The 23,937-nt window shown below is 45.9% G+C and carries 23 protein-coding genes; 5 read left to right on the top strand and 18 right to left on the bottom strand.

Going from position 1 to position 23,937, the window contains the following annotated elements; all coding sequences use genetic code 11:
* From LZT22_RS02245 to LZT22_RS02215, 7 genes are all read right to left on the bottom strand, one after another.
* Positions 1-1,185, bottom strand: coding sequence for an acetyl-CoA C-acyltransferase family protein (locus tag LZT22_RS02245; RefSeq protein WP_233923435.1), 1,185 nt, complete (start codon positions 1,183-1,185; stop codon positions 1-3).
* A 69-nt stretch (positions 1,186-1,254) separates the two neighbouring features.
* Positions 1,255-2,613: a 30S ribosomal protein S12 methylthiotransferase RimO gene (rimO, locus tag LZT22_RS02240; RefSeq protein WP_233923434.1), complete on the bottom strand. Its 1,359-nt coding sequence runs from the start codon at positions 2,611-2,613 to the stop codon at positions 1,255-1,257.
* A gap of 2 nt (positions 2,614-2,615) precedes the next feature.
* Positions 2,616-3,173 (bottom strand): polyhydroxyalkanoate synthesis repressor PhaR, encoded by a 558-nt coding sequence (gene phaR / locus LZT22_RS02235; RefSeq protein ID WP_233923433.1) that lies wholly within the window; start codon positions 3,171-3,173, stop codon positions 2,616-2,618.
* Positions 3,174-3,226: 53 nt separating this feature from the next.
* Positions 3,227-3,967 carry a 3-ketoacyl-ACP reductase gene (locus LZT22_RS02230; RefSeq protein ID WP_233923432.1) on the bottom strand — a complete coding sequence of 247 codons (741 nt, stop codon included), beginning with the start codon at positions 3,965-3,967 and terminating at the stop codon, positions 3,227-3,229.
* 116 nt (positions 3,968-4,083) lie between these two features.
* On the bottom strand, positions 4,084-5,709 hold the full coding sequence (phaC, locus tag LZT22_RS02225) for a class I poly(R)-hydroxyalkanoic acid synthase (protein ID WP_233923431.1): 1,626 nt from the start codon (positions 5,707-5,709) through the stop codon (positions 4,084-4,086).
* Positions 5,710-5,802: 93 nt separating this feature from the next.
* Entirely contained in the window at positions 5,803-6,645 is an 843-nt protein-coding gene (pgeF, locus tag LZT22_RS02220) for a peptidoglycan editing factor PgeF (protein WP_233923724.1), read from the bottom strand.
* Positions 6,646-6,648: 3 nt separating this feature from the next.
* Complete coding sequence (locus tag LZT22_RS02215; protein WP_233923430.1) at positions 6,649-7,671, bottom strand: RluA family pseudouridine synthase; 1,023 nt, start codon at positions 7,669-7,671, stop codon at positions 6,649-6,651.
* On the opposite strand from LZT22_RS02215, the gene LZT22_RS02210 reads away from it, so the two are divergent.
* Positions 7,665-8,540: an outer membrane protein assembly factor BamD gene (locus LZT22_RS02210; protein WP_370634806.1), complete on the top strand. Its 876-nt coding sequence runs from the start codon at positions 7,665-7,667 to the stop codon at positions 8,538-8,540. The two genes, LZT22_RS02215 and LZT22_RS02210, sit on opposite strands and share 7 nt — an antisense overlap.
* Before the next feature lie 4 nt (positions 8,541-8,544).
* On the opposite strand, the gene alr is transcribed toward LZT22_RS02210, so the two are convergent.
* Positions 8,545-9,654 carry an alanine racemase gene (gene alr, locus LZT22_RS02205; RefSeq protein ID WP_233923722.1) on the bottom strand — a complete coding sequence of 370 codons (1,110 nt, stop codon included), beginning with the start codon at positions 9,652-9,654 and terminating at the stop codon, positions 8,545-8,547.
* A gap of 56 nt (positions 9,655-9,710) precedes the next feature.
* Between alr and lplT the strand changes: the two genes are divergently transcribed.
* Positions 9,711-11,030, top strand: a complete 1,320-nt coding sequence (lplT, locus tag LZT22_RS02200; RefSeq protein WP_233923429.1) for a lysophospholipid transporter LplT — start codon at positions 9,711-9,713, stop codon at positions 11,028-11,030.
* 51 nt (positions 11,031-11,081) lie between these two features.
* On the opposite strand, the gene LZT22_RS02195 is transcribed toward lplT, so the two are convergent.
* The 8 genes from LZT22_RS02195 to scpA are packed head-to-tail and all read right to left on the bottom strand — an operon-like array spanning position 11,082 to position 20,139.
* Positions 11,082-11,630: a hypothetical protein gene (locus tag LZT22_RS02195; RefSeq protein WP_233923428.1), complete on the bottom strand. Its 549-nt coding sequence runs from the start codon at positions 11,628-11,630 to the stop codon at positions 11,082-11,084.
* Complete coding sequence (gene rimI, locus LZT22_RS02190; RefSeq protein ID WP_233923427.1) at positions 11,627-12,103, bottom strand: ribosomal protein S18-alanine N-acetyltransferase; 477 nt, start codon at positions 12,101-12,103, stop codon at positions 11,627-11,629. The genes LZT22_RS02195 and rimI overlap by 4 nt, the downstream gene beginning before the upstream one ends.
* Positions 12,104-12,127: 24 nt before the next feature.
* Positions 12,128-12,835 (bottom strand): tRNA (adenosine(37)-N6)-threonylcarbamoyltransferase complex dimerization subunit type 1 TsaB, encoded by a 708-nt coding sequence (gene tsaB / locus LZT22_RS02185; RefSeq protein ID WP_233923426.1) that lies wholly within the window; start codon positions 12,833-12,835, stop codon positions 12,128-12,130.
* 10 nt (positions 12,836-12,845) lie between these two features.
* Entirely contained in the window at positions 12,846-13,328 is a 483-nt protein-coding gene (locus tag LZT22_RS02180; protein ID WP_233923425.1) for a VOC family protein, read from the bottom strand.
* 28 nt (positions 13,329-13,356) lie between these two features.
* Complete coding sequence (accC, locus tag LZT22_RS02175) at positions 13,357-15,381, bottom strand: acetyl-CoA carboxylase biotin carboxylase subunit (RefSeq protein WP_233923721.1); 2,025 nt, start codon at positions 15,379-15,381, stop codon at positions 13,357-13,359.
* A 30-nt stretch (positions 15,382-15,411) separates the two neighbouring features.
* Positions 15,412-16,944 carry an acyl-CoA carboxylase subunit beta gene (locus LZT22_RS02170; RefSeq protein ID WP_233923424.1) on the bottom strand — a complete coding sequence of 511 codons (1,533 nt, stop codon included), beginning with the start codon at positions 16,942-16,944 and terminating at the stop codon, positions 15,412-15,414.
* 21 nt (positions 16,945-16,965) lie between these two features.
* Positions 16,966-17,997: a methylmalonyl Co-A mutase-associated GTPase MeaB gene (gene meaB, locus LZT22_RS02165; protein WP_233923423.1), complete on the bottom strand. Its 1,032-nt coding sequence runs from the start codon at positions 17,995-17,997 to the stop codon at positions 16,966-16,968.
* Positions 17,998-18,003: 6 nt separating this feature from the next.
* Positions 18,004-20,139 carry a methylmalonyl-CoA mutase gene (gene scpA / locus LZT22_RS02160; protein WP_233923720.1) on the bottom strand — a complete coding sequence of 712 codons (2,136 nt, stop codon included), beginning with the start codon at positions 20,137-20,139 and terminating at the stop codon, positions 18,004-18,006.
* 171 nt (positions 20,140-20,310) lie between these two features.
* On the opposite strand from scpA, the gene LZT22_RS02155 reads away from it, so the two are divergent.
* The gene (locus tag LZT22_RS02155) at positions 20,311-20,937 is read left to right on the top strand and encodes a GntR family transcriptional regulator (protein ID WP_370635177.1); all 627 of its coding nucleotides are present in this window, start codon (positions 20,311-20,313) and stop codon (positions 20,935-20,937) included.
* 39 nt (positions 20,938-20,976) lie between these two features.
* Here LZT22_RS02155 and LZT22_RS02150 read toward each other — a convergent pair whose 3' ends face one another.
* The gene (locus LZT22_RS02150; RefSeq protein WP_233923421.1) at positions 20,977-21,318 is read right to left on the bottom strand and encodes a cytochrome c; all 342 of its coding nucleotides are present in this window, start codon (positions 21,316-21,318) and stop codon (positions 20,977-20,979) included.
* Between the two features lie 21 nt (positions 21,319-21,339).
* On the bottom strand, positions 21,340-21,744 hold the full coding sequence (locus LZT22_RS02145) for a cytochrome c (protein ID WP_233923420.1): 405 nt from the start codon (positions 21,742-21,744) through the stop codon (positions 21,340-21,342).
* Between the two features lie 136 nt (positions 21,745-21,880).
* On the opposite strand from LZT22_RS02145, the gene LZT22_RS02140 reads away from it, so the two are divergent.
* Both LZT22_RS02140 and LZT22_RS02135 read left to right on the top strand, forming a co-directional pair.
* Positions 21,881-22,750: a MoxR family ATPase gene (locus LZT22_RS02140; RefSeq protein WP_233923419.1), complete on the top strand. Its 870-nt coding sequence runs from the start codon at positions 21,881-21,883 to the stop codon at positions 22,748-22,750.
* 1 nt (position 22,751) lies between these two features.
* Positions 22,752-23,927 carry a VWA domain-containing protein gene (locus LZT22_RS02135; protein ID WP_233923418.1) on the top strand — a complete coding sequence of 392 codons (1,176 nt, stop codon included), beginning with the start codon at positions 22,752-22,754 and terminating at the stop codon, positions 23,925-23,927.
* The last annotated feature ends 10 nt before the right edge of the window (positions 23,928-23,937 follow it).

Raw genomic sequence — 23,937 nt, 5'->3', positions numbered from 1 at the left:
TTACATGCGCTCAAAAATGGTTGCTATTCCTTGTCCACCACCAATACACATCGTAACTAAAGCATATTTTCCATTCACCCGCTGCAACTCATAAAGCGCTTTAGTTGCAATGGCCGCTCCCGAGCAACCAATTGGGTGACCCAAAGCAATTGCGCCGCCATTCACATTGGTTTTTGCTGGATCTAAACCTAAACCCTTGGTTACCGCTAAGGCTTGCGCAGCAAATGCTTCATTCGATTCAATCACATCGATTTGATCTAATTTCAAGCCCGCACGTTGTAACGCAATTTTGGTTGCTGGAATAGGGCCTTCACCCATAATTTCGTTAGGTACGCCGGCGATAGCATAGGAAACCAGACGCGCCATTGGCTTATGGCCAGCCTTAGCCGCTGCTTCAGCTGCTGCTAACACAAAAAAGGCTGCTCCATCATTAATGCCTGACGCGTTTCCGGCAGTTACAGAACCCCCTTCTTTTTTAAAAACAGCTTTCATTTTGCTCAAGGTTTCCATCGTTGTTTCTGGCTTGCAATGCTCATCGGTATCAAAAACCACATCCCCTTTACGAGTTTTAATGGTAATTGGCACAATTTGCGATTTAAATCGTCCTTCTTTAATTGCAATGCCAGCCCGGCGATGCGATTCAACCGCCAAGGCATCTTGCTCCTCACGCGTTAGCTTCCACTTCTCCACCAAATTTTCAGCAGTCACGCCCATATGACCTACACCAAAGGGGTCGGTTAATACCGCCACCATCAGGTCGAGCATTTTGCTGTCACCCATTCTCGCGCCACTGCGCATTGCTGGCGAGCCATACATGCCTCTCGACATCACCTCTACACCACCGCCAATACCGTAATCGCAATCATTCAACATAATCGCTTGCGCCGTTGTCACAATGGCTTGCAAGCCTGAACTACATAAACGATTGAGAGCCATGGCCACCGATTCCATCGGTAAACCCGCTTGAATTGCTGCAACCCGTGCCACGTAGGCATAGCGGCTATCTGTGGGAATAGTATTGCCAACCGTTACGTAATTAATTTCTTTCGGATTAACGCCAGAACGAGCAATTGCCTCCTTCATGACAATACCGCCTAACTCGGCTGGCTCAAAACTGCTTAAACCACCACCAAAACTGCCAATTGCAGAGCGCGCTGCACTTAATACGACGACATCCCGACTCATCTTGAATTCCCCTTATTTATCACTGTTTATCCCCATTATTATCGCTCTTATAATCAATTTGCCAAGTTTTTATATTTCTACCAACAAATCATGTCCTTGGGTCTGCAGCACGGTAGCGCGTACAAAGTCACCTACCCGATAGCGTTTAGACGCTTTAGTGACCGGCAAGATTTTGACCAAGCCATCAATTTCGGGGGCATCTCCTGCGGTTCTGCCAATGCCCCCGCTGCCATCGACCCGATCAACCAAAATACGCAGGCGCTGACCCACCAGCTTGTGTAACTTAGCAATCGAAATCTTTTCAGCCCGTGCCATAAACTGGCTACGCCGTTCTTCGCGCACTGCCTCGGGTACCGCATTGATTAATTCATTGGCTAGAGCACCAGCTACGGGAGAATACGCGAAACAACCGGCTCGATCAATTTGCGCTTGATCTAGAAAATCTAATAAATGCTCAAACTCAGCTTGCGTTTCGCCAGGAAAACCCGCAATAAAAGTACTGCGAATAATTAAGTCAGGACAAACCGCCCGCCAAGCCTGAATGCGCTCCAGATTTTTTTCCCCGCTCGCCGGCCGCTTCATCCGTTTTAAAACCTCAGGATGTGAGTGCTGAAAAGGAATATCCAAGTACGGCAACACGCCATAACCAGATTCAGCAAATTCAGCCATTAAGGGCAAAATCGTATCAACATGAGGATAGGGATAGACGTAATGCAGTCGTACCCAAGCCTCATGCCTTCGCGCCAATTGATTGAGTGCTGCGACTAAATCGAATAAGCGAGTTTTAAGCGGTTTACCATCCCAAAAGCCCGTCCGATATTGAATGTCAACGCCATAGGCGCTAGTGTCTTGAGATACCACTAATAATTCCTTAACGCCCGCAGCGAATAAACGCTCTGCTTCGCTTAAGACCTCGCCAATTGGTCGGGAAACCAAGTCTCCGCGCATGCTAGGAATAATGCAAAAGGTGCAGCGATGATTACAGCCTTCAGAAATTTTTAAATATGCATAATGTTTTGGTGTGAGCTTCACACCAATCTCGGGCACTAAATCAATAAAAGGATCGTGGGGTTTGGGTAAATGCAAATGAATGGCTTGCATTACTTCTTCAGTTGCATGGGGGCCAGTAACCGCTAGTACTTTGGGGTGCATGCTTTGAATTAAATCGCTACCATCGGCATTTTTACGTGCACCTAAGCAACCCGTAACAATGACTTTGCCATTTTCGGCTAAGGCCTCGCCAATGGCATTTAAACTTTCCTCTACGGCCGCATCAATAAAGCCACAGGTATTGACGATGACTAAATCAGCGCCCGCATAGTCCTTGGCGGTTTCATAGCCTTCGGCACTCAAGCGAGTAAGAATTAATTCAGAATCAACTAGCGCCTTAGGGCATCCTAAGGAAATAAACCCTACCTTACTCGACACAACTATTCTTTGTCAGTGGGTTTGGCGCTTGGGGCAAAGGGAAAACCGCCAAATAAATTTTGTGAGCCCTTCATTTGTTCTTGCATATTAATAAATAACTCTTTGCTCTGATCGAGGTAATTGCCCATTAAGCCCTGCATTAAGGGATTTTGCAAATTCATCATTTGTGCCCAAGCTTCGCTACCTACACCTGGTACCACTTTCGATTGATCATTTAATTTATTATGAATGTCCATAAAGGATTCAAGGGTTTTTTCTAAATAATTACCCATCAGACCTTGCATTGAATGGCCATAAAAACGAATAATTTGCGAGAGCATTTGACTTGAAAATACTGGCTCGCCAAGCGCTTCTTCTTCTAAAATAATCTGCATCAAAATATTGCGGGTTAAATCATCTTCAGTTTTGGCGTCGACCACCTTAAACGCCTCACTAGCCATCACCAGATCTTTAATATCAGCTAGGGTGACATATGCGCTAGTTTGCGTATCGTACAGGCGTCGATTGGGATATTTCTTTATCAGCCGCTCTTCGCCGGCTCGTTTCAAACGTGCAACCATACTATTTTCCTTGCGTCCATTTCTAACATAAGGGCTAGTGTAGCGTGCTTAGCCTAGCCCGTATGAATTCCGCCATTCAGAGAAAAATCAGCGCCAGTGGCAAAAGCAGCATCTTCCGAAGCAATCCAAGCGCAAATAGAGGCAATCTCATTCGGTAAACCAAGGCGCTTCACCGGAATGGCAGAAACAATTTTCTCCAGCACGTCCTCACGAATAGCCTTCACCATATCGGTTGCAATATACCCTGGCGACACTGTATTAACAGTCACACCTTTATTGGCAACTTCTTGCGATAAGGCCATTGTGAAGCCGTGTAAACCCGCTTTTGCAGTTGAATAATTGGTTTGTCCAAACTGTCCCTTTTGCCCATTGACCGATGAAATATTAATAATCCGTCCCCAATTCGCTTCAACCATGCCATCAATCACTTGCTTAGTAACGTTAAATAAGGAATTTAAATTGGTATCGATTACCGCTTTCCAATCATCGGGACTCATTTTACGAAAAACCGTATCGCGGGTAATGCCGGCATTATTCACCAGGATATCTACCCGACCGACATCGGCCTTCACTTTTTCAAAAGCACTAACTGTGCTTGCCCAATCTGCTACGTTACCTTCAGAAGCCACAAAGTCATAACCCAGCACCTTTTGCTCCCCAATCCAGCGGTCTTTACGCGGCGAGTTTGGCCCACAACCAGCAATGACCTTATAGCCATCTTTAGCTAAGCGCTGACATATAGCCGTGCCAATGCCGCCCATCCCACCTGTTACATAAGCTATCTTTTGCGACATTACGTCTCCTTAAAAATCTGTATTAACAACAAATTAAAACTAACGATTAAACCCATTCTTAAATTTATTATTTAAATTAGCCCGTAGGTTTAATTTAGCATAGCTTAAAAAAATGACTAATCAATGACCTGCGCCTTTTCCTTCACATACTCACCTGGTGCATCAGTAAGTTTTTTGTAGAGAGCATTACCAAATTGATTGCTAGCAGGTTTGCGTGCCCCACTAAATTGAGTCAACCATGCTGAAAAATCGGGCCACCAGCTGCCTGGCACTTCTTTGGCTCCAGCTAACCATGCCTCGGCATTTTTAGGCAATTGATTATTTAAAAAATGGTAACGTTTCTTTTTTGCAGGGGGGTTAATTACCCCAGCAATATGGCCTGACGCCCCCAAGACAAAACGATTTTTACCCCCAAGAATTTGCGTCGAACTATAAGCCGATTGCCACGGAACTATATGGTCTTCTTGCGAAGCAAAGATGTATGCTGGGCAAGTAATTTTGCCTAAATCAATTTTTGCGCCGCATACTGTTAGTTTGCCAGGCTTCACTAATTCGTTTTGCAAATAAGTATGCCGTAAGTACCAACTGTACATTGGACCCGGTAAATTAGTTGAATCCCCATTCCAATAGAGCAAATCAAATGGTGGCGGCGAATTGCCTTTTAAATAATTGTCGACGACGTAGTTCCAAACTAAATCGTTGGGGCGTAAAAATGAAAAAGTGTTACCTAAATCACGACCAGACAACAACCCCCCCTCTGGACCACCCATCGATTTTTCGCGCATCTCAACCATGCCTTCATCTATAAAGACATCGAGAATTCCGGTATCCGAAAAATCAAGCAAGGTAGTTAATAAAGTCAAACTGGCTACAGGATTTTCTTTGCGCGCTGCTAAAACTGCCAAAGCATTGCCAACTAAAGTACCGCCAACACAAAAACCCAATAAATTAATTTGCTCAATTGCGCCAATTGCCTTAGTTACCTCAATCGCTTTAATCACGCCTTTACCAATATAGTCATCCCAAGTAGTGTGGCGCATTGAATCATCAGGATTTTTCCAAGAAACTAAAAAAACAGTATGGCCCTCACTCACCAAATACCGTACCACCGAATTTTCGGGCTGCAAATCTAAAATATAAAATTTATTAATACAGGGTGGCACCAATAAAAAAGGCCGCTCGTATACTGTGTCAGTTAGAGGCTTATATTGAATTAACTCGAATAAGTCACATCGAAAAATGACCGCGCCTTCAGACTGGGCTAAATTTTTACCAACCTCAAAAGCAGTTTCATCGGTTTGAGAAACTTTGCCCTTTTTTAAGTCGGCAAGCAAATTTAAAATCCCATTCTGAATCGATTGGCCCTGAGTATTAATAATGTTTTCTAACACTTCTGGGTTAGTAGCCACAAAATTAGCTGGTGATAAAGCATCGATTAATTGCAAGGTGGCAAAATTAATTCTTTGTTTAGTTTTGGCATCACTCTCAACTGCATCGGCTAATGCTAGTAAATGTTTTGAGTTAATTAAATACATACCTACAATCGAGCGGCTCCAGCCCGATTCCCAAGCCTTACCCTTGAAACGTCGATCACTAATAGGAAACGCCATTGGGTCTGCAGTGAATTGGCTTACTTCATCAAAGTAGTTTTTTTGAATTTCAGTTAAGCGCTCGGGCGGAATGAGGGCCATGTGCTGAGGAGAAAGCGTTGGGGATTTCCCCGAATGGGCTGTGGCTAACATCGGTTTCCTAAGTCAATTTCTTATAAATCTAAGGCCCATTCTCAACGGAATATGGCTTAAGGGTTATCGGCACTAACCCTAGCTTGACTATTTTTACCTCTTAAGCGTTTTTTTAGGCACTGTAAGCCAAATTAGCGCGGCAAAGCGCCCCGAAACCCCATCGCGCCGATGTGAAAAAAAATGGTCTGGTTGCGTAAAGGTGCAACACTCAGAACCATAAATTGCATGAATGCCACAATTTTGTAGCCGCATACGGGCCAATTGATATAAATTAGCCCAATATTTTTGCGGCTTACTTGGTATGGCTTGAAAGGCCTCAAGCGGAAGATTTGCCTCGGTTAATTCTGCCGCAGCAATAAATTGCTCGCGTACTTCATTGCCAACCTCAAAGCAACTAGGGCCAATAGCGGGACCAAGCCAAACCAAAATATCTTCCATTGCTAAGGTTTGACCTAGTAGCCGTGATTTTTCAGCAAGTGCTTGCACGGTATTTTCAAGCACCCCCGCGCATAAGCCTCGCCAGCCAGCATGCGCAACCCCAACTAAATTGCCCGCCCGATTACAAAATAGCACTGGCATGCAGTCGGCCGTTAACACTGTAATGACCTGCTCTAGTTCGGCGCTAATCGCAGCGTCTGCTTGATGAAGTGCGCCAGATTGCCAGACCGTCGTACCATGCACTTGCTGAAGCCAAACGGGGTCATTGGGCAGTAATTGGCGCAAACGAGCACGGTTTTCAGCAACCTGTAGAGGCTCATCTCCCACATGGTCGCCTAAGTTCAACTCGGCGTAAGGAGTTGAACTAACCCCACCCGCGCGGGTCGTTACCAAGGCCCGCACCGAAGCAGGTGCTGGCCAATTTGGCACCAATATTGGTAATGATTCTAAAAATTGAAAGGTAGCCGCCGGTAATTTTTCGCTCGCGTCAAGCCTCATCATTTATTTTGCCTCCAGAGCAGCGGCAGTGGGTAAGGCGCTAGCGTCAATTTCGACTAGTTGTAGTAATTCCAGCAAATCATTAGGTGGGGCTTGAAACCAATTACACAGTTGTTCTGTTTGTGGGTGTTGTAGTCCAAGGGCATACGCATGCAAGGCTTGACGATGAAAGGGCAATTCTTTCGCCAGATGATGAAGTTGTTTGCGGTAAATGGGGTCGCCCAATAAGGGTAGCCCAATTGATTCAAGATGGACCCGAATTTGGTGGGTTCGGCCGGTCTCTAGCCGACACTCAAGCAAGGCAACCGGTTTACCCATAAAAGTGCCTTGAGCCAAGCGTCGAAAATGCGTTAAGGCCGCTTTGCCTTGATCTTTGCCGACTACCGCCATTCGCAACCGATCGCGCGTATCGCGCGCAATGGGCGTGGCAATTTTGCCTAAAGCTGGCGCAACGCCCCAAACCAAGGCCAAGTAGTGCCGATGAACTAAATGGGCCTGCAATTGCCGTACTAAAGCAGTTTGGGCAATAGCGGTACGAGCCACGACCATTAATCCCGAGGTATCTTTATCTAAGCGATGCACAATACCAGCGCGGGGTAAATGGCTAAGCTCTGGATAATGAAAAAGCAAGCCATTAAGCAAAGTGCCGGACCAATTGCCTGCCGCAGGATGCACCACTAAGCCAGCGGGTTTATTAATTACAAGGAGGCTCTCGTCAACGACCTGCAGTTGTAGCGGCAAGTTTTCTGCTGCAAAAGCATGTTGCTCAGGCATCTCCTGGGGATAGACTCGCACTGTCTCGCCGCCCTTCAATAGATAGCGCGCTTTACGCACCTCACCATCAACGGTTACGGCGCCAGCCTCAACCCAAGTTTGTAAGCGGCTACGCGAATAATCAGTTAAGGTAATGGCCAGCATTTTGTCAAGACGTGCGCCTGCACTGTCCCACGGAATTTCAAAAGCAATGAAATCCTCATCATCGATATAATCAATCCCATTGGAATTCGGAGTTTGCGGCAATGCCACGGTTGAAGTACCCTCTCGCAGTGAATTTAGCTCAATTAGCCCCTAGTTTACGGGCTAGACCTCGGCTATTGCTGATTACCTTGCTAGCGATGATGGCACTCAGCTCGTTCATCTTGGGTGGCTGTAGTAGTACCCCAAAAGATGAAACCGATGGCTGGTCGGAAAATAAGCTCTATTCAGAGGCGAATGCTAAGTTAAAAGATGGTGATTTTGATAAGTGTGGCAAGTACTTTGAAAAACTAGAGGCTCGCTTTCCCTTTGGCGCTTATTCTCAGCAAGCCCAAATTAATGCGGCTTATTGTTACTGGAAAGCCAGTGAACAAGCTCAGGCTTCAGTTGCCATCGATCGTTTTATTAAGCTCTACCAAGGTAGCCCCAATTTAGACTATGCCTACTATTTAAAAGGGTTAATTAGTTTTAATGATGACCTTGGCTTCATGGGTCGCTTTACTGGACAAGAGCTGAGCGAACGTGATCCGAAAGCGGCGCGCGAAGCCTTTGAAGCCTTTCGAGTAGTTGCAACCCGCTTTCCCGATAGTAAATATGCTGCCGACTCAATTGACCGTATGCGCTACATCGTAAACTCTTTAGCTGAAGGCGATATTACTGTTGCGCGATTTTATTTTCATCGCGGTGCGTATTTAGCTTCGGCAAACCGAGCGCAATTAGTTATTCGTGATTATGATCGTGCGCCCGCGGTTGAAGAAGCCCTCTACTTATTAATTCAGTCGTATGAAAAATTGGGTATGACAGAATTAGTCACTGACGCCACGCGGGTATTTCATTTAAATTTTCCTAATAGCGATATTTTAGAAACGGGTTCCCGTGCCAAAAAAGAAGCTCGCTGGTGGCAAATCTGGAATAAATAAGCCCTTATCTAATCACCTGCACTGGAACGCGCGGCGCTAAGGCGCAGAGCAATTCATAACCAATGGTGCCGGCCTTTTGTGCTACCTCATCGACGGGTACTTCATGGCCCCATAACTCAACCACGCTGCCGATATGTGCTTGCGGCGCAGCGCGTAAGTCAATGGTAAGCATATCCATCGAAACTTGACCTGCCAAGGGGCAAATCACACCCTTACCCATGTCATCGGCATCTGCAACCCAAACAGGGGTACCATCAACTGCACTACGGGGATAGCCATCAGCATAACCGCAGGCAATGACGCCAATACGCATATTCTCTGGTGCCGTATAGCGGCCACCATACCCAATTCTGGCCCCCTTTTTGACTGTTTGAATGCTGATAATTTCCGAGCTTAAGCGCATCACGGGTTGCAACTGTGCATGGGCAATGTCGGCATAACGCCCTGTGGGCGATGCCCCATACAACATGATTCCAGGCCGTACCCAGTTGCCTAAGGCGGTTCGGTGCCACAAAATTGCCCCTGAATTTGCTGTCGATGTATCGCCAGCTAAACCAGTAATGGTTTCATTAAATAAGTCGTACTGTGCACCTACCGAGGGCAGGCAATCGACCCGATCAGCATTGGCAAAATGGGTCATATGGTGAACGTGATATCCAGCTGCATGTAAACGGTGATACATCATGCGATAGTCGTTGGTATTAAAGCCTAAACGATTCATGCCGGTATTCATTTTTAAATAAATGGGCCTTGGTTTAGCTTGATGTTGAGTTAAATCGAAGGCCTCAAGTGCGGCCACTTGGCTTTCTGTGTGCACCACCAAAGTGCAGTCAAGGGTAAATGCCAGCCTTAAATCGGCCACTGAAAATACCCCTTCTAAGAGCAAAATCGGGCCTTGCCAACCCATTTCTCGTAAGTGACGCGCATCTTGCAAATCGAGCAAGGCAAAGCCATCAGTCAACGATAAACCCTGCACAGCAGCAGCAAAGCCATGGCCATAGGCATCTGCCTTAACAACTGACCAAACCCAGGTTTGAGGGGCAAGTTCACGAACGCGGGTTAAATTATGGCGCAAGGCATGGGTATCCATAGTTGCCAAAATAGGTCGCCCCATAACGTGAACTCCTTTCATGATCTAATCTAACCAACACTAATAAAACGATTGTACGAATGAACCGTAGTTTTTACATCATCATGGCAGCACAGTTTTTTTCATCGCTAGCCGACAATGCTTTGCTTATTGCTGCAATTGCGCTTTTGGCTCAATTACACGCACCAGCCTGGATGACCCCTTTACTAAAATTATTTTTTGTCCTCTCCTATGTTGTCCTTGCTGCATTTGTGGGTGCTTTTGCTGATTCTCGCCCCAAGGGCAACGTCATGTTTATTACTAATACGGTCAAATTTATTGGTTGCGTGACCATGCTATTTGGTAGCCATCCTTTACTTTCTTATGCCATCGTTGGTTTAGGTGCAGCAGCATATTCACCAGCTAAATATGGAATTTTAACTGAGCTACTCCCTCCCGAAAAATTAGTCGCTGCAAATGGCTGGATTGAAGGCTTAACTGTCAGCTCAATTATTTTAGGCACTGTTTTAGGCGGCATCTTAATAAGTCGAACAGTTTCTACCGATTTACTCAGTTTTGATATGCCCTTTATTACTACCTCGGTTGATACACCGGCTGAATCAGCGATCTTAGTTATTATGCTCATTTATGTTATTGCCGCCTTAATCAATCTGCGTATTCCCGATACGGGAGTGAAATATCGGGAACAAAAAACCAATCCTATTGAACTCGTTGTTGATTTTGCAAAATGCTTTAAAACGCTTTGGGATGATCGTTTGGGGCAAATTTCACTCGCGGTTACGACCTTATTTTGGGGCGCCGGCGCAACCCTGCAATTTATTGTTTTGAAATGGGCGCAAGTTGCCTTAAATATGAATCTGTCACAAGGCGCAATTTTGCAAGCCATCTCAGCCTTTGGCGTGGCGGGTGGCGCAGTCTATGCGGCGTGGAAGGTTCCCCTCAAACAATCTTTGCGCGTCTTGCCTCATGGTATCGCCATGGGATTAGTCGTCTGCACCATGGCTTTTTATAACGCTGATATGCTGCCTGCAACTAGCTTGTTGCAAATTGGCAAACTCAATATCACCCTCAATTTAGTACCGCCCTATTTACTTTTAATTCTAGTGGGCTGGTTAGCCGGATATTTTGTGGTGCCAATGAACGCCCTCTTACAGCATCGGGGCCATGTGTTAATGTCGGCGGGCCATTCTATAGCAGTGCAAAACTTTAATGAAAATTTATCAGTCCTAGGAATGTTATTAATTTACGCATTATTAATTTGGCTCGATGTCCCAGTGCCAATCATGATTGTGGGCTTTGGTATTAGTGTTAGTCTCATTATGTGGCTAGTCATAAGACGACATGCGGCCAATCAAGCCGAATACGATTCCTTACATTTAATTGGCGAGGCCAAGCACTAAAGTAAGGCCCGAAAAAGGCGCTGCAGTCGCGCTGCAGTTATTCACCGCTGGTTACAAATTATGCAAAACCGAATGCGCTAATAACAAGTCATTCCACAGTAAAGCCTTATCTTTTGGCCGGGCCAGCAAATGGGCTAATTCAAAGCTGGCAATTAAAGGCACTTCAAAAGCATGCTCATTAGCCTCACTAGTAAGCGTAAGAACAATGTCGCGTAGTTGTAAAAGCGGCTCTTTCTCACCACTAAGGCTTTGCGCAGCCATTGCACCAAAGGCCACTGCAACCAATGGGTAGGTTGGTACGGTAGTTGTAATTGGATCGAGCAGCTGCTTACCATCGAGACGAAACCAGCGCCATTCATTGGCACTTAAGCCTAAGACGCGCAGACATTGATTAAATAAGATCGCCTCATCACCCTCTGTCGTTTTACCAAAAAACCACCATTGAAATTGTGGCTCAGTTTGCGAGGTAACTGCATTGGATAAAGTTGCCAGCGGTTGCATGTTGGACTCAGCAGATTGTGAGGTCGGGGTAATGGTATCCCGAGCAAGCCACTCAGATACGCCCATTTCTTTTAGGTAGGCAGAACGTGCTTGGGTCATAGGGTATTGATTTTAAGCGATTTTGCTAATACATAAGCATCTTCGCGTTCACCCAATTGTGGGTCTAGTGGGTAATACTGCTTTCTTTGTCCAATGAGTAAAAAGCCTACCTGGGCATATAACTGCAGAGCTATGGTATTGCTCGGACGCACTTCTAAAATAATACGTTGGCAATGACTTTGTCGAGCAATATTTTCAATTGACGCCATTAACCGTGTGCCAATACCGCGTCGACGTACCGCCGGATTCACCGTAATATTTAATAGATGCAACTCATCTACTGCCGGAAATAAAATAAAGTAAGCCAATAACTCCTTACTAGTATCACTCTCGATGCAGTAAGCCCAATGGCCCGCTGCTAACGAATCGGTAAAATTTCCCCGTGTCCACGGATGCAGGTGCGACTCGAGCTCAAGAGTCAAAACCCGCTCTAAATCATCTTTTTGCATCGCTCGAAAAGCCAAATTAGCCATACTGTATTTCGCTAAAAAACATTTCTACTGGGCAGCAGCAGGCAATGCATTACGAGCGCGTTCGGCGCTGGTGAAAGCAACCTTATTACGCACATATAAAGGCTCTAGCAAGCGAACATCGTGTTGTAGGCCTGCAGTCAGTTGGGGCCTCGCGCAGCCTAAAACACCTAAGGCATGAGCGCTAATTTCCGTCTTATAAGCAAGTGCTTGCACTGCCCCGCTGCATAAATGAACCCCACTGCCAACGACCCAAGCAATGTCTTCAAGCGCTATCTGACTTGGCAAAGCTAATTGAGGTGCAGTTAAGCGTACTGGGCAACCATCTTGCAGAATATATTTAGCCCAATAGACTTCATGCATCCGCGCATCTAAAATCACTAAAAATTGATCGGCATTATGACTCAGTAAATTCATCTGCTGCAGAGCTTGCCAAGCAATACTATCTAAACTCATTACCGATATAACGGGTATATGAGCACCACAAGCCAAGCCTTGTACGCAAGCAATGCCCAAACGCACTCCCGTAAATGCACCAGGGCCAATATCAACAGCAATGGCATCAATCTCAACTAATTCTAATTCAGCTTCTTGCAGTAGCGTATTTATCCAGGGCAATAAATGCAAACTTGCAGCCGCGCCGAGGTGTTCATGGCGCTGCAAAACAGTGTGTTGATTCAATGCTAAGGCCACCGAGCACCATGCACTTGAAGTTTCAATTGCTAAGATGCGCATGCGTAAGCCATTAAACTGCAACTCTAAATGACTGGATAACGTCAGCAGGAGCTTGTACCAATTCGATTAAAACACCTTCCCCACTAAAGGGAAAGGCATCGTTCGCTTTGGGATGAATAAAAATGATGTCATGTCCTCCTGCGCCTGCGCGAATTCCACCGGGGGCAAAGCGCAATCCCTGCGCTTCAAGCCATTGCACCGCCAAGGGCAAATCATCGACCCATAAGCCAATATGATTTAATGGCGTCTGTTGAACTGCTGGCTTTTTTTCAAAATCGAGAGGTTGCATTAAATCGACCTCAACTGTATTGGTACCACTACCAATTGCGCAGATATCTTCATCGACATTTTCACGTGCCGACACAAAGGAATTTTTAAATTGCAAGCCCAATAAATCAAGCCAGAGATGCCGTAATTTATTTTTATCGCTACCTCCAATGGCAATTTGTTGTACCCCTAAAATTTGGAATGGGCGTTGTTTTACTGTAGACATTCTGGTTTTCTCAATTAATAATTCAACCTTATTCAAAGCGCATAATCAGCTGATCAACCGACAAACTATCGCCCTGCTTAACCAACAATTCGGCAACGACGCCGTCTTGCGCAGCGACTAAAGTATTTTCCATTTTCATGGCCTCAATCGCTGCTAACTTTTGACCTGCGATAACAGAGTCACCCACTTTAACCGCAACTTGAGTTAATAAACCCGGCATTGGCGAGAAGAGCATTTTAGAGGTATCTGGCAAAGCCTTAATGGGCATGCGCTGTTGCATTTCTCCGCCAAAGGGGCTTAAAACCATACAGGCATACTGGGCGCCATCTAAGACCAAATGGTAACCAACCCCGCGACGTTCCACTTGTGCAGTTAACTTACGGGTGCCATTAATGGTGGCGCGCAAGCAAATTGCGCCAGGGCGCCATTGGCTCGCTATATCGTAGCGGCTTAAGCCATTCGCGCCATCTACATACACTGTATATACGCCCTCTTTAAGCTCAATGCGTGTCGGCAAAATGTATTGATCATCGCTTGCCCCCACGCGCTTGCCAGTAACGACCGCAAAACGCTTAGCAATCACCATTTCATGACCAATTAATTGGCCGTCGATTAGTTGAATATGCTCGAGGTAGCGGTGGCGCATAAATGTAGCTAGCGCGGCAAAAAGGTAGGGGTCATGCGGTTGAACTGAATCGGGATGAAAACCATTGGGATATTCCTCAGCAATAAAGCCGGTATTAAAATCGCCTGAAACAAATCGTGGATGCTGAAATAAGGCAGCCTGAAATGGAATAGTCGAATGAATTCCCCGAATCACAAATTCATTTAAGGCGCTGCGCATTTTTTCAATGGCTTCTTGCCGATTGGCGCCATGAACAATTAGCTTAGCAATCATTGAGTCGTAATACATTGGTATTTCACCACCCTCAAAAACGCCAGTATCTACTCTTACACCGTTGCCTACTTCAGGCGGGCGATATTTCACTAAACGTCCAATAGAAGGTAAAAAATGACGAAATGGATCATCGGCATTAATTCGACATTCCATCGCCCAGCCATTCAGTTGAATTTCTGCTTGCGTAAAAGTCAATTTTTCGCCCGCCGCCACCCGAATCATTTGCTCAACTAAATCAAGCCCCGTAATGGCTTCGGTAACAGGGTGCTCTACTTGCAAGCGGGTATTCATTTCCAAAAAATAAAAAGATTGGTCGGCACCAACCACAAATTCAACTGTACCGGCAGATTGATATTGCACTGCCTTTGCTAAAGCAACCGCTTGTTCGCCCATGGCCTTGCGGGTTGCCGCGCTGATAAATGGGGATGGCGCTTCTTCGATGACCTTTTGATGACGACGTTGAATTGAGCATTCCCGCTCCCATAAGTACACGACATTGCCATGGGCATCGCCCAGAATTTGAATTTCAATATGCCGTGGCTCAACCACAAATTTTTCAATAAATACCCGATCATCACCAAAATTATTGGCAGCTTCAGTTTTACAGGTCACAAACCCAGTCAGCACCTCCGCATCATTGTGTGCTACCCGCAGACCTTTACCACCACCTCCGGCGGAGGCTTTAATCATGACTGGATAACCAATGTCTTGAGCAATTTTGACCGCTTCTTCTGGGCTTTCAATCACCTCGTTGTAACCAGGAATCGTATTAACATGCGCAGCTAAAGCCAGTTTTTTTGAGGCAATTTTGTCGCCCATTGCAGCAATCGCCGGAAATTTTGGACCAATAAAAGTAATTCCTTCAGCTTCCACGCGCTCAGCAAATTCGGCATTCTCGGATAAAAAACCGTATCCTGGATGAACTGCATCAGCGCTAGTATCTTTGCAGGCCTGAATAATGCGCTCAATTAATAAATAGGATTCACGTGATGGCGCAGGACCAATAAAAACAGCCTCATCGGCCATCCGCACATGCCTTGATTCGCGATCCGCGGCTGAGTAAACGGCTACTGTTTTAATGCCCATACGCTGTGCCGTACTGATAATCCGACAGGCAATTTCGCCCCGATTAGCAATTAAAATTTTCTTAAACATTTTTTTAGTCATGATGAATTTACCTTAGGCTTACAGCGGAATATTGCCGTGCTTACGCTGCGGATTCAGTAATTCTTTATTTTTTAACATCATCAGCGAACGTGCAATTCGCTTGCGACTTTCGTGAGGCAAAATGACGTCATCAATATAGCCACGCCGTCCTGCAACAAATGGATTAGCAAATTTAGCTTTGTATTCGGCTTCACGCGCATTGATTTTATTAACGTCGCCCTTTTCTTCGCGAAAAATAATTTCTACCGCACCTTTGGGGCCCATTACTGCAATTTCTGCTGAAGGCCAAGCGAAGTTCACGTCACCGCGCAAATGTTTTGAAGCCATGACGTCGTAAGCGCCACCATATGCTTTACGGGTAATTAAGGTAACCTTTGGTACTGTGCAATCGGCATAGGCATATAGTAATTTAGCGCCATGCTTAATAATGCCGCCATACTCTTGAGCAGTACCCGGCATAAAACCAGGCACATCTACTAAGGTCACAATGGAGATATTAAAAGCATCACAAAAGCGTACAAACCGTGCTGCCTTGATGGATGATTTAATATCTAAACAGCCTGCCAAAACTAAGGGTTGGTTAGCCACAATACCAATCGTTTGGCCTTCCATCCGCCCAAAGCCAATGATGATATTTTTTGCAAAATCGGGTTGCAATTCAAAAAACTCGCCATCATCAGCAATTTTTCGAATTAATTCGTGCATATCGTAAGGTTGGTTTGGATTCGCTGGCACTAGGGTATCGAGTGAATAGTCGGGCTCTTCATTGCGTTTTGCCGAGCGCACAATAGGTGGTTTTTCACGGTTGGAGAGAGGTAAATAATTAAAAAATCGCCGCAACATCATGATGGCTTCGACATCATTTTCAAAGGCTAAATCACAAACTCCCGAAACTGTTGAATGAGTTAAAGCCCCTCCTAATTCTTCAGCGCTCACATCTTCATGCGTAACGGTCTTCACTACTTCAGGGCCTGTAACAAACATGTACGAGCTATCTTTCACCATAAAAATAAAATCGGTTAAAGCTGGTGAGTAAACCGCACCGCCTGCGCAGGGCCCCATAATGAGCGAAATCTGGGGAATGACGCCGGAAGCGGTGACATTACGTTGAAAAATTTCTGCATAGCCTCCTAAAGAGGCCACACCCTCTTGTATTCGGGCTCCACCAGAATCATTTAAGCCAATGACAGGTGCGCCGACTTTTAGCGCTTGGTCCATAATTTTGCAAATTTTTTCGGCATGCGCCTCAGATAAAGAGCCGCCAAGCACTGTAAAGTCTTGTGAAAACACAAATACCAAACGCCCATTAATCATGCCGTAGCCCGTCACCACACCATCGCCAGGCACGGTTTGCTCACCCATTCCAAAATCGTGGCAGCGATGTTCAACAAACATATCCCACTCTTCAAAACTGCCGGCATCAAGTAATAGTTCAATTCGTTCGCGCGCTGTTAGTTTGCCTTTGGCGTGTTGCGCTTGAATGCGTTTTTGACCCCCGCCTAAACGCGCGAGTTCGCGCTTAGCAGCGAGTTGTTCAATAATTTCTTGCATAAAAAATTCCTTAATAAAGGGTTATTTTGCTAACAATTCCAGTAAGCGTCGCGCTGCTACCGAGGCTGCCATGGTGCCTTGATTAACCGCCGCAACCATTTCCGGTAATGCAGCTTGTACTGCGACATGCTCACGGAAGCTGGCCTTGAGGCCCGCATCAATCCGTTCCCACATCCAGGCCCCAGCTTGTGCCTGCCGTCTAGCTTGTAACTTTCCATTAGCAGTTTGTAACTGCTGAAAATGCTGAATATGCGCCCATAACTCTGGCACCCCTTGGCTATGTAGAGCACTCATCGTCATCACTAATGGATGCCAAGAATCTTTCGCATGGGTCGCATGGTCGGGGTTTCCTTGAAACCCTAATAAACGTAAAGAACTCGTAATGAAAGCCTGCGCACGCTGGGCTGCATCAGGATCGATATCAGCCTTGTTAATCACGATTAAATCAGCCAATTCCATCACGCCTTTTTTAATCGCTTGCAAATCGTCACCAGCATTCGGTAATTGCAATAATAAAAATAAATCGGTCATCCCAGCCACAGCAATTTCGCTTTGACCTACTCCAACGGTTTCAACAATGACCACATCATGGCCAGCAGCTTCTGCAACCAAAAGGGCTTCGCGGGTTTTTTCGGCTACACCACCGAGCGTGCCAGACGAAGGGCTGGGGCGGATAAAAGCCTGCTCATGCACCGATAATTTTTCCATGCGGGTTTTATCACCCAAGATCGACCCACCTGACAAGCTCGATGAAGGATCAATTGCCAAGACAGCTACGCGGTGACCACGCGCAATTAAATATAAGCCCAAGATTTCAATTAAAGTTGATTTACCTACCCCAGGAACACCTGAAATACCCAAGCGAAATGACCGACCCGTGTGCGGTAACAAGGTATTTAAAATGCCATCAGCCCGCGCTCGATGATCAGCACGTGTCGATTCCAATAAAGTAATCGTTTTGGCCAGAGCCCGACGCTGCGCAGCACTTGGCGGCGCAATAATAGCGTCGACTAAAGCTTGATCGGCAGCCAGCAGCGAAGAATTGGCAGACATGGTGTCTTAAGTTAAGCTCTGCCGAATTTGCTCAAGTATGTCTTTGGCTGATGCCGGTATTGGCGTGCCTGGCCCATATATGCCCTTCACGCCGGCTTCATACAAAAATTCATAATCTTGCTTCGGAATGACCCCACCTACAAACACAATAATGTCGCTACCACCAAGTCTTTTTAATTCCTCAATAATGGCAGGCACCAAAGTTTTATGGCCTGCCGCTAAAGTTGAAATGCCTAAGGCATGCACATCATTCTCGATCGCTTGCCGGGCGCATTCTTCTGGCGTCTGAAATAAAGGGCCAATATCAACATCAAAGCCCAAATCAGCAAAGGCCGTAGCAACTACTTTGGCGCCACGATCATGGCCATCTTGTCCCAGTTTGGCAATCATCACGCGCGGGCGACGCCCCACGTCTTTAGCAAATTGATTAATTTCGACTTTTAGTTTTTCCCAGCCCTCGGCTGAGTCATAAGCAGCTGCATACACTCCGGTCACCTTTTGCGTATCGGCGCGATGGCGCCCGTAAACTTGTTCTAAAGCATCAGAAACTTCACCAACAGTCGCGCGTAAGCGTACCGCAGCAACTGCTAAAGCTAATAAATTACCTGAATTTTCTTCTGCCGCCTTTGTTAACGCAGCCAACGCCAAGACAACCTGCGTATTATCGCGTTTAGCTTTTACGCTTTTTAAGCGCTCAAGTTGGTTATTGCGCACCTTATCGTTATCAATAATCAAAACATCAACTAAGTCCTCTTCAGGTAATTGATATTTATTTACGCCCACAATAACATCGGCGCCAGAATCTATTTTGGCTTGTTTCTCAGCAGCAGCCGCTTCAATTTTCAGTTTTGCCCAACCGCTCTCAACCGCTTTAGTCATGCCACCGAGGGCATCCACTTCAAGAATAATTTCCCAGGCCTTATCAGCCATTTCTTGAGTCAAGCTTTCCATTAAATAGGATCCAGCCCAAGGATCGATTACGCTACTTATATGCGTTTCTTCTTGCAAAATTAATTGCGTATTTCGAGCAATACGGCTTGAGGTAGCAGATGGTAAAGCAATGGCTTCATCAAAAGAATTGGTATGCAACGATTGGGTGCCACCAAAGACAGCAGCCATAGCCTCAACCGTAGTGCGCACTACATTGTTATAAGGATCTTGCTCGGTTAAGGACCAACCTGAAGTTTGGCAATGGGTGCGAAGCATTAATGACTTCTGATTTTTAGGATTAAATTCTTTCATCATGCGCCACCACAATAAGCGCGCTGCCCTTAACTTAGCAACTTCTAAATAAAAATTCATGCCAATCGCAAAAAAGAATGACAGGCGCCCCGCAAAGCCATCAATATCAAGCCCTTTGGCCAGCGCCGTTTTAACATACTCTTTACCATCTGCCAAAGTAAAGGCCAACTCCAGAACTTGATTGGCGCCTGCCTCCTGCATGTGATAACCCGAAATAGAAATCGAATTAAATTTCGGCATGTGCAAAGTGGTGTACTCAATAATGTCACCAATAATGCGCATCGATGGTTCAGGCGGATATATATACGTATTACGCACCATGAACTCTTTTAAAATATCGTTTTGAATCGTGCCAGATAACTCTGCCTGACTCACGCCTTGCTCTTCACCAGCAACAATGTAGCCCGCCAAAATAGGTAGCACTGCGCCATTCATCGTCATCGACACAGAAACTGTATCGAGGGGAATTCCGTCAAATAAAATTTTCATATCTTCAACTGAATCGATTGCCACTCCGGCTTTACCTACATCACCGGTAACGCGGGGATGATCGGAGTCATAGCCACGATGGGTGGCTAAATCAAATGCCACTGAAATACCCTGACCACCTGCAGCAAGCGCCTTGCGATAAAAGGCGTTGGAATCTTCCGCCGTAGAAAAACCTGCGTATTGGCGAATTGTCCATGGTCGCACCGAGTACATCGTAGCTTGTGGCCCACGTATAAAGGGCTCAAAACCTGGCAATGAATCTTTAAACGGGAGGTCGCGGACATCGGCCTCGGTATATAAGGCCTTCAGGTGAATGCCATCAGGGGTTTGCCAGCCCAGTTGATCAACTTGGCCCGCTGGTGCCGATTTTTCAGCTAATTTACGCCATTCCTCTAGGCTGGGCTTAGCCATGCCAGGCCAAGCGCTAGCGGTAGTTTGCGGCGATTTACGCCCAGATTTACGATCTTTACTCATTAATGGCTCCTATTTAGCCTTTTTACTGATTAAAGCAACTAATGGTGTAATTGTGCTTGACAAATGTCCTCCTGTCTAGCTATTGTATACATAATTATGAATACAAAAATGAATTCACGGCCATTATATGAAGAAGTCGCAGAACGACTTAGAACCCAAATCTTTGCTCACGACTTTGCCCCGGGTAGCTGGCTAGACGAACAAAGCCTCGCTGAAGAGTATGGAATTAGCCGCACCCCCATGCGGGAAGCCATTAAAGTGCTGGCTGCTGAGGGTTTAATTACCATGAAGTTACGGCGGGGGGCGTACGTTACCGAAGTACATCAAACCGATTTAGCGCAAATCTTTACGGTGCTCTCGCTTTTAGAAGGGGAAGCCGCTAAAACAGCAGCCCTCAAGGCCAGCGAAAGTGACCTCAATCGCTTAGATGATCTGCATTTAAAGCTGGAAAAGGCTGCTGCCGATCGCGATTTAGAGCAATTCTTTGCAATAAACGTGCAATTTCATGAGCTTTTACTCGAAATTACCGCTAATCCATGGATGACGGGGGTCATCGCCGATTTACGCAAGGTACTGAAGCTACAACGTCGCAATTCCTTAGATCAAACCGGGCGCCTCCAAAATTCATTACTCGAGCATCGCAACATCCTCAAAGCTATTTTGCAACGTGATGGCGAACTAGCAGCCAAAGCTATGCGCGCGCATTTAGCACAAGGCCTAGTAGCTAGCCGCTAATTAGTATTTGCCGCCCCAGTTTATTAGGGCCTAAATCAATTATTTTTTTACGAGTAATGGACCAGGTAAAGAGGCCAAATAAGCGGCGATATTGCGCATTTGTGGCTCGGTCAAGCCTTTGGCCTGAGAACCCATGATGGCATTTTTACGTCCGAAGTTCGCATTCGTCTCAACTTGATACGAGCGTAAAGCGTAGTACAGATAATCTTCATGCTGCCCAGCCAGACGAGGATAAGTCGGTGCAATCGAGGTGTAAAAATCGGGGCCATGACAGGCGGCACAGTTACGTTCAGCAACTAATTTTTTCCCGCTCTCAATATCCGCTGCCGAGGCTACGCCCATGCTGGCAAGAAAAAGAAGGCTGATAACTATAAATTTCATAAACAAACCTTTAAATCAAAATCACTTCATCGAATTAATCGGGGAACTACTACTTTGCGCGGCATAGTATTCACCAATATCAGCCATATCTTGATCCGATAGGCTAGTAGAAATAGCGCGCATCGTGGGGTGTTTACGCTCGCCTTTTTTGTAGGCAAGTAAAGCGCTGGAAATATAGGCTGAATTTTGCCCCCCTATTTTAGGTACGTGATAGACCAAGGGGTAATCCGCACGGTAGTCGGGAATGGAATGGCAGCCTGTACACAACCATACCTTGGCTTTACCAGCTTCAGCAGAGCCTTTAAGGTCTTGGGCTTGCGCCCTCACACTAAAGCTCGAGAAGGCAAAGCAAACCCCGCCTAACAAAAGCACTAAGGGGTAAAGTCGATTGGCAGAGTTAGGCTTGGCGGCAGATAATTTATTCATGAAAAAATATACTAAGCGGTTTTAAGTTGCTCAGATTATAGCGGACTAGACGTCCACTGCCCCACTCTCCCCCCTTGCTCCCTATGTCATTCCTAGGCAAAATGGCTACACCCTCTCCTTATTTAAGCGAATTTAGATGAAGCAAACCCCACCCCTCTCTCCCAGCACCTTTAACGGCTCAAGCACTTATATCGCTACAGCGGACCTCAAGCTCGCGGTGAATGCAGCCCTTACCTTACAGCGCCCTTTATTAATTAAGGGGGAGCCAGGCACTGGCAAAACGATGTTGGCCGAAGAGGTAGCCTCAGCTTTAAAAATGCCGCTCTTACAGTGGCACATTAAATCTACTACTAAAGCCCAGCAAGGCCTCTATGAATACGACGCAGTAAGTCGCTTACGCGACTCACAACTAGGTGATGCCAAAGTAAATGACATTCGCAATTACATTATTAAAGGGGTGCTCTGGCAAGCTTTTGAAGCCGAGGAACCGACGGTGTTATTAATCGATGAAATTGATAAGGCCGATATCGAGTTTCCCAACGATCTCCTGCGAGAAATTGACCGGATGGAGTTTTATGTTTACGAAACCCATGAACTCATTCGGGCTAAACATCGTCCTTTGGTTATTATTACCTCAAATAATGAAAAAGAATTGCCTGATGCATTTTTACGCCGTTGTTTCTTTCATTACATTGCCTTTCCCGATGCGGCCACGATGCGCAGCATTGTTGCGGTCCATCACCCAAACTTACAAGCCGATTTATTAGCTGCTGCCCTGCAATCGTTTTATCAAATTCGGTCTTTGCCGGGGCTGAAGAAAAAGCCATCAACTTCAGAATTAATCGATTGGTTAAAACTACTTTTAGCTGATGGCGTTTCGCCGGCAGCGCTTTATCAAAGCGAGGAAAACGTATTAATCCCCCCCTTGCATGGCGCCTTACTCAAAAATGAACAAGACTTACAGCTATTTGAGCGTTTAGTGCTCATGAATCGGAACCACCGCTAACGTGCTCATTGATTTTTTCAGCCAATTAAAAAAGGCCAAAATACCAGTCTCAATACTGGAATTTCTTACTTTGCTTGAAGCGCTTAAGCAAGGTGTTATCACCCCTTCGATCGATGCATTTTATCAACTTGCCCGTCTGACCTTAGTCAAAGATGAGCAATATTTCGATCGCTTTGATCAGGTCTTCGGGGCCTATTTTCAAGGCATCGAAAATATCATCACCTTACAACCTGAAATTCCGCTCGCTTGGCTTGAAAAACAATTGCAACGGGTATTAACTGCTGAAGAAAAAGCCGCCTTGCAAAAATTAGGTGGGCCCGAGGCTTTAAAAAAACGCTTAGCCGAACTCATGCAAGAGCAAAAGGGTCGCCACGAAGGTGGAAAAAAATGGCTCGGTACAGGCGGGTCATCGCCCTTTGGAAATGCTGGTTATCATCCAGAAGGCATTCGCCTCGGGGGTGAAAGTGCTGGCAATCGCACCGCCATTAAAGTCTGGGAAGCGCGTGAATTTAAAGACTATGACAGTAATTTAGCCCTCAGCTCGCGCAATATTAAGATCGCCTTACGCCGCTTAAGGCGCTTCGCTCGAACTGGTTCAGCGCTCGAATTTGATTTAGATAAAACCATTCACTCGACCGCTGCTAATGCGGGCATGCTCGATATTCAAATGCGCCCAGAGCGACATAACCAAGTTAAAGTGTTATTACTCATGGATGTCGGCGGCTCAATGGATGATCATGTAGCGCGAGTGGCTGAATTATTTTCGGCTGCCAAAAGTGAATTTAAACATTTGGAACATTATTATTTTCATAATTGCGTTTACGAGCGCTTATGGCAAAGTAACCGCCGCCGGCGCGATCAAATATCCGCTACTCAGGATATTATTAATACTTACTCGGCTGATTACAAGCTCATTTTTGTGGGTGATGCCACGATGTCACCGTACGAAATACTTTCCCCTGGAGGATCAGTCGAGTTTGATAACCGCGAATCGGGGGCCGCTTGGCTAAAGCGTTTGCTTAATCATTTTCCACATTACGCTTGGCTTAACCCAGAGCCAGAAGCCGTTTGGCAATATCGTCAGTCGATTGAAATGGTCCAAAATCTACTGCAAGGAAAAATGTATCCAGTAACATTAGCGGGCTTAGAAAGCGCGATGCGCCAACTGTCAAAATAATATATAAATT

This window comes from Polynucleobacter sp. IMCC 29146 (genome assembly GCF_021395195.1).
GTDB lineage: Bacteria > Pseudomonadota > Gammaproteobacteria > Burkholderiales > Burkholderiaceae > Polynucleobacter.
This window is presented reverse-complemented; position numbering and strand designations above follow the sequence as displayed.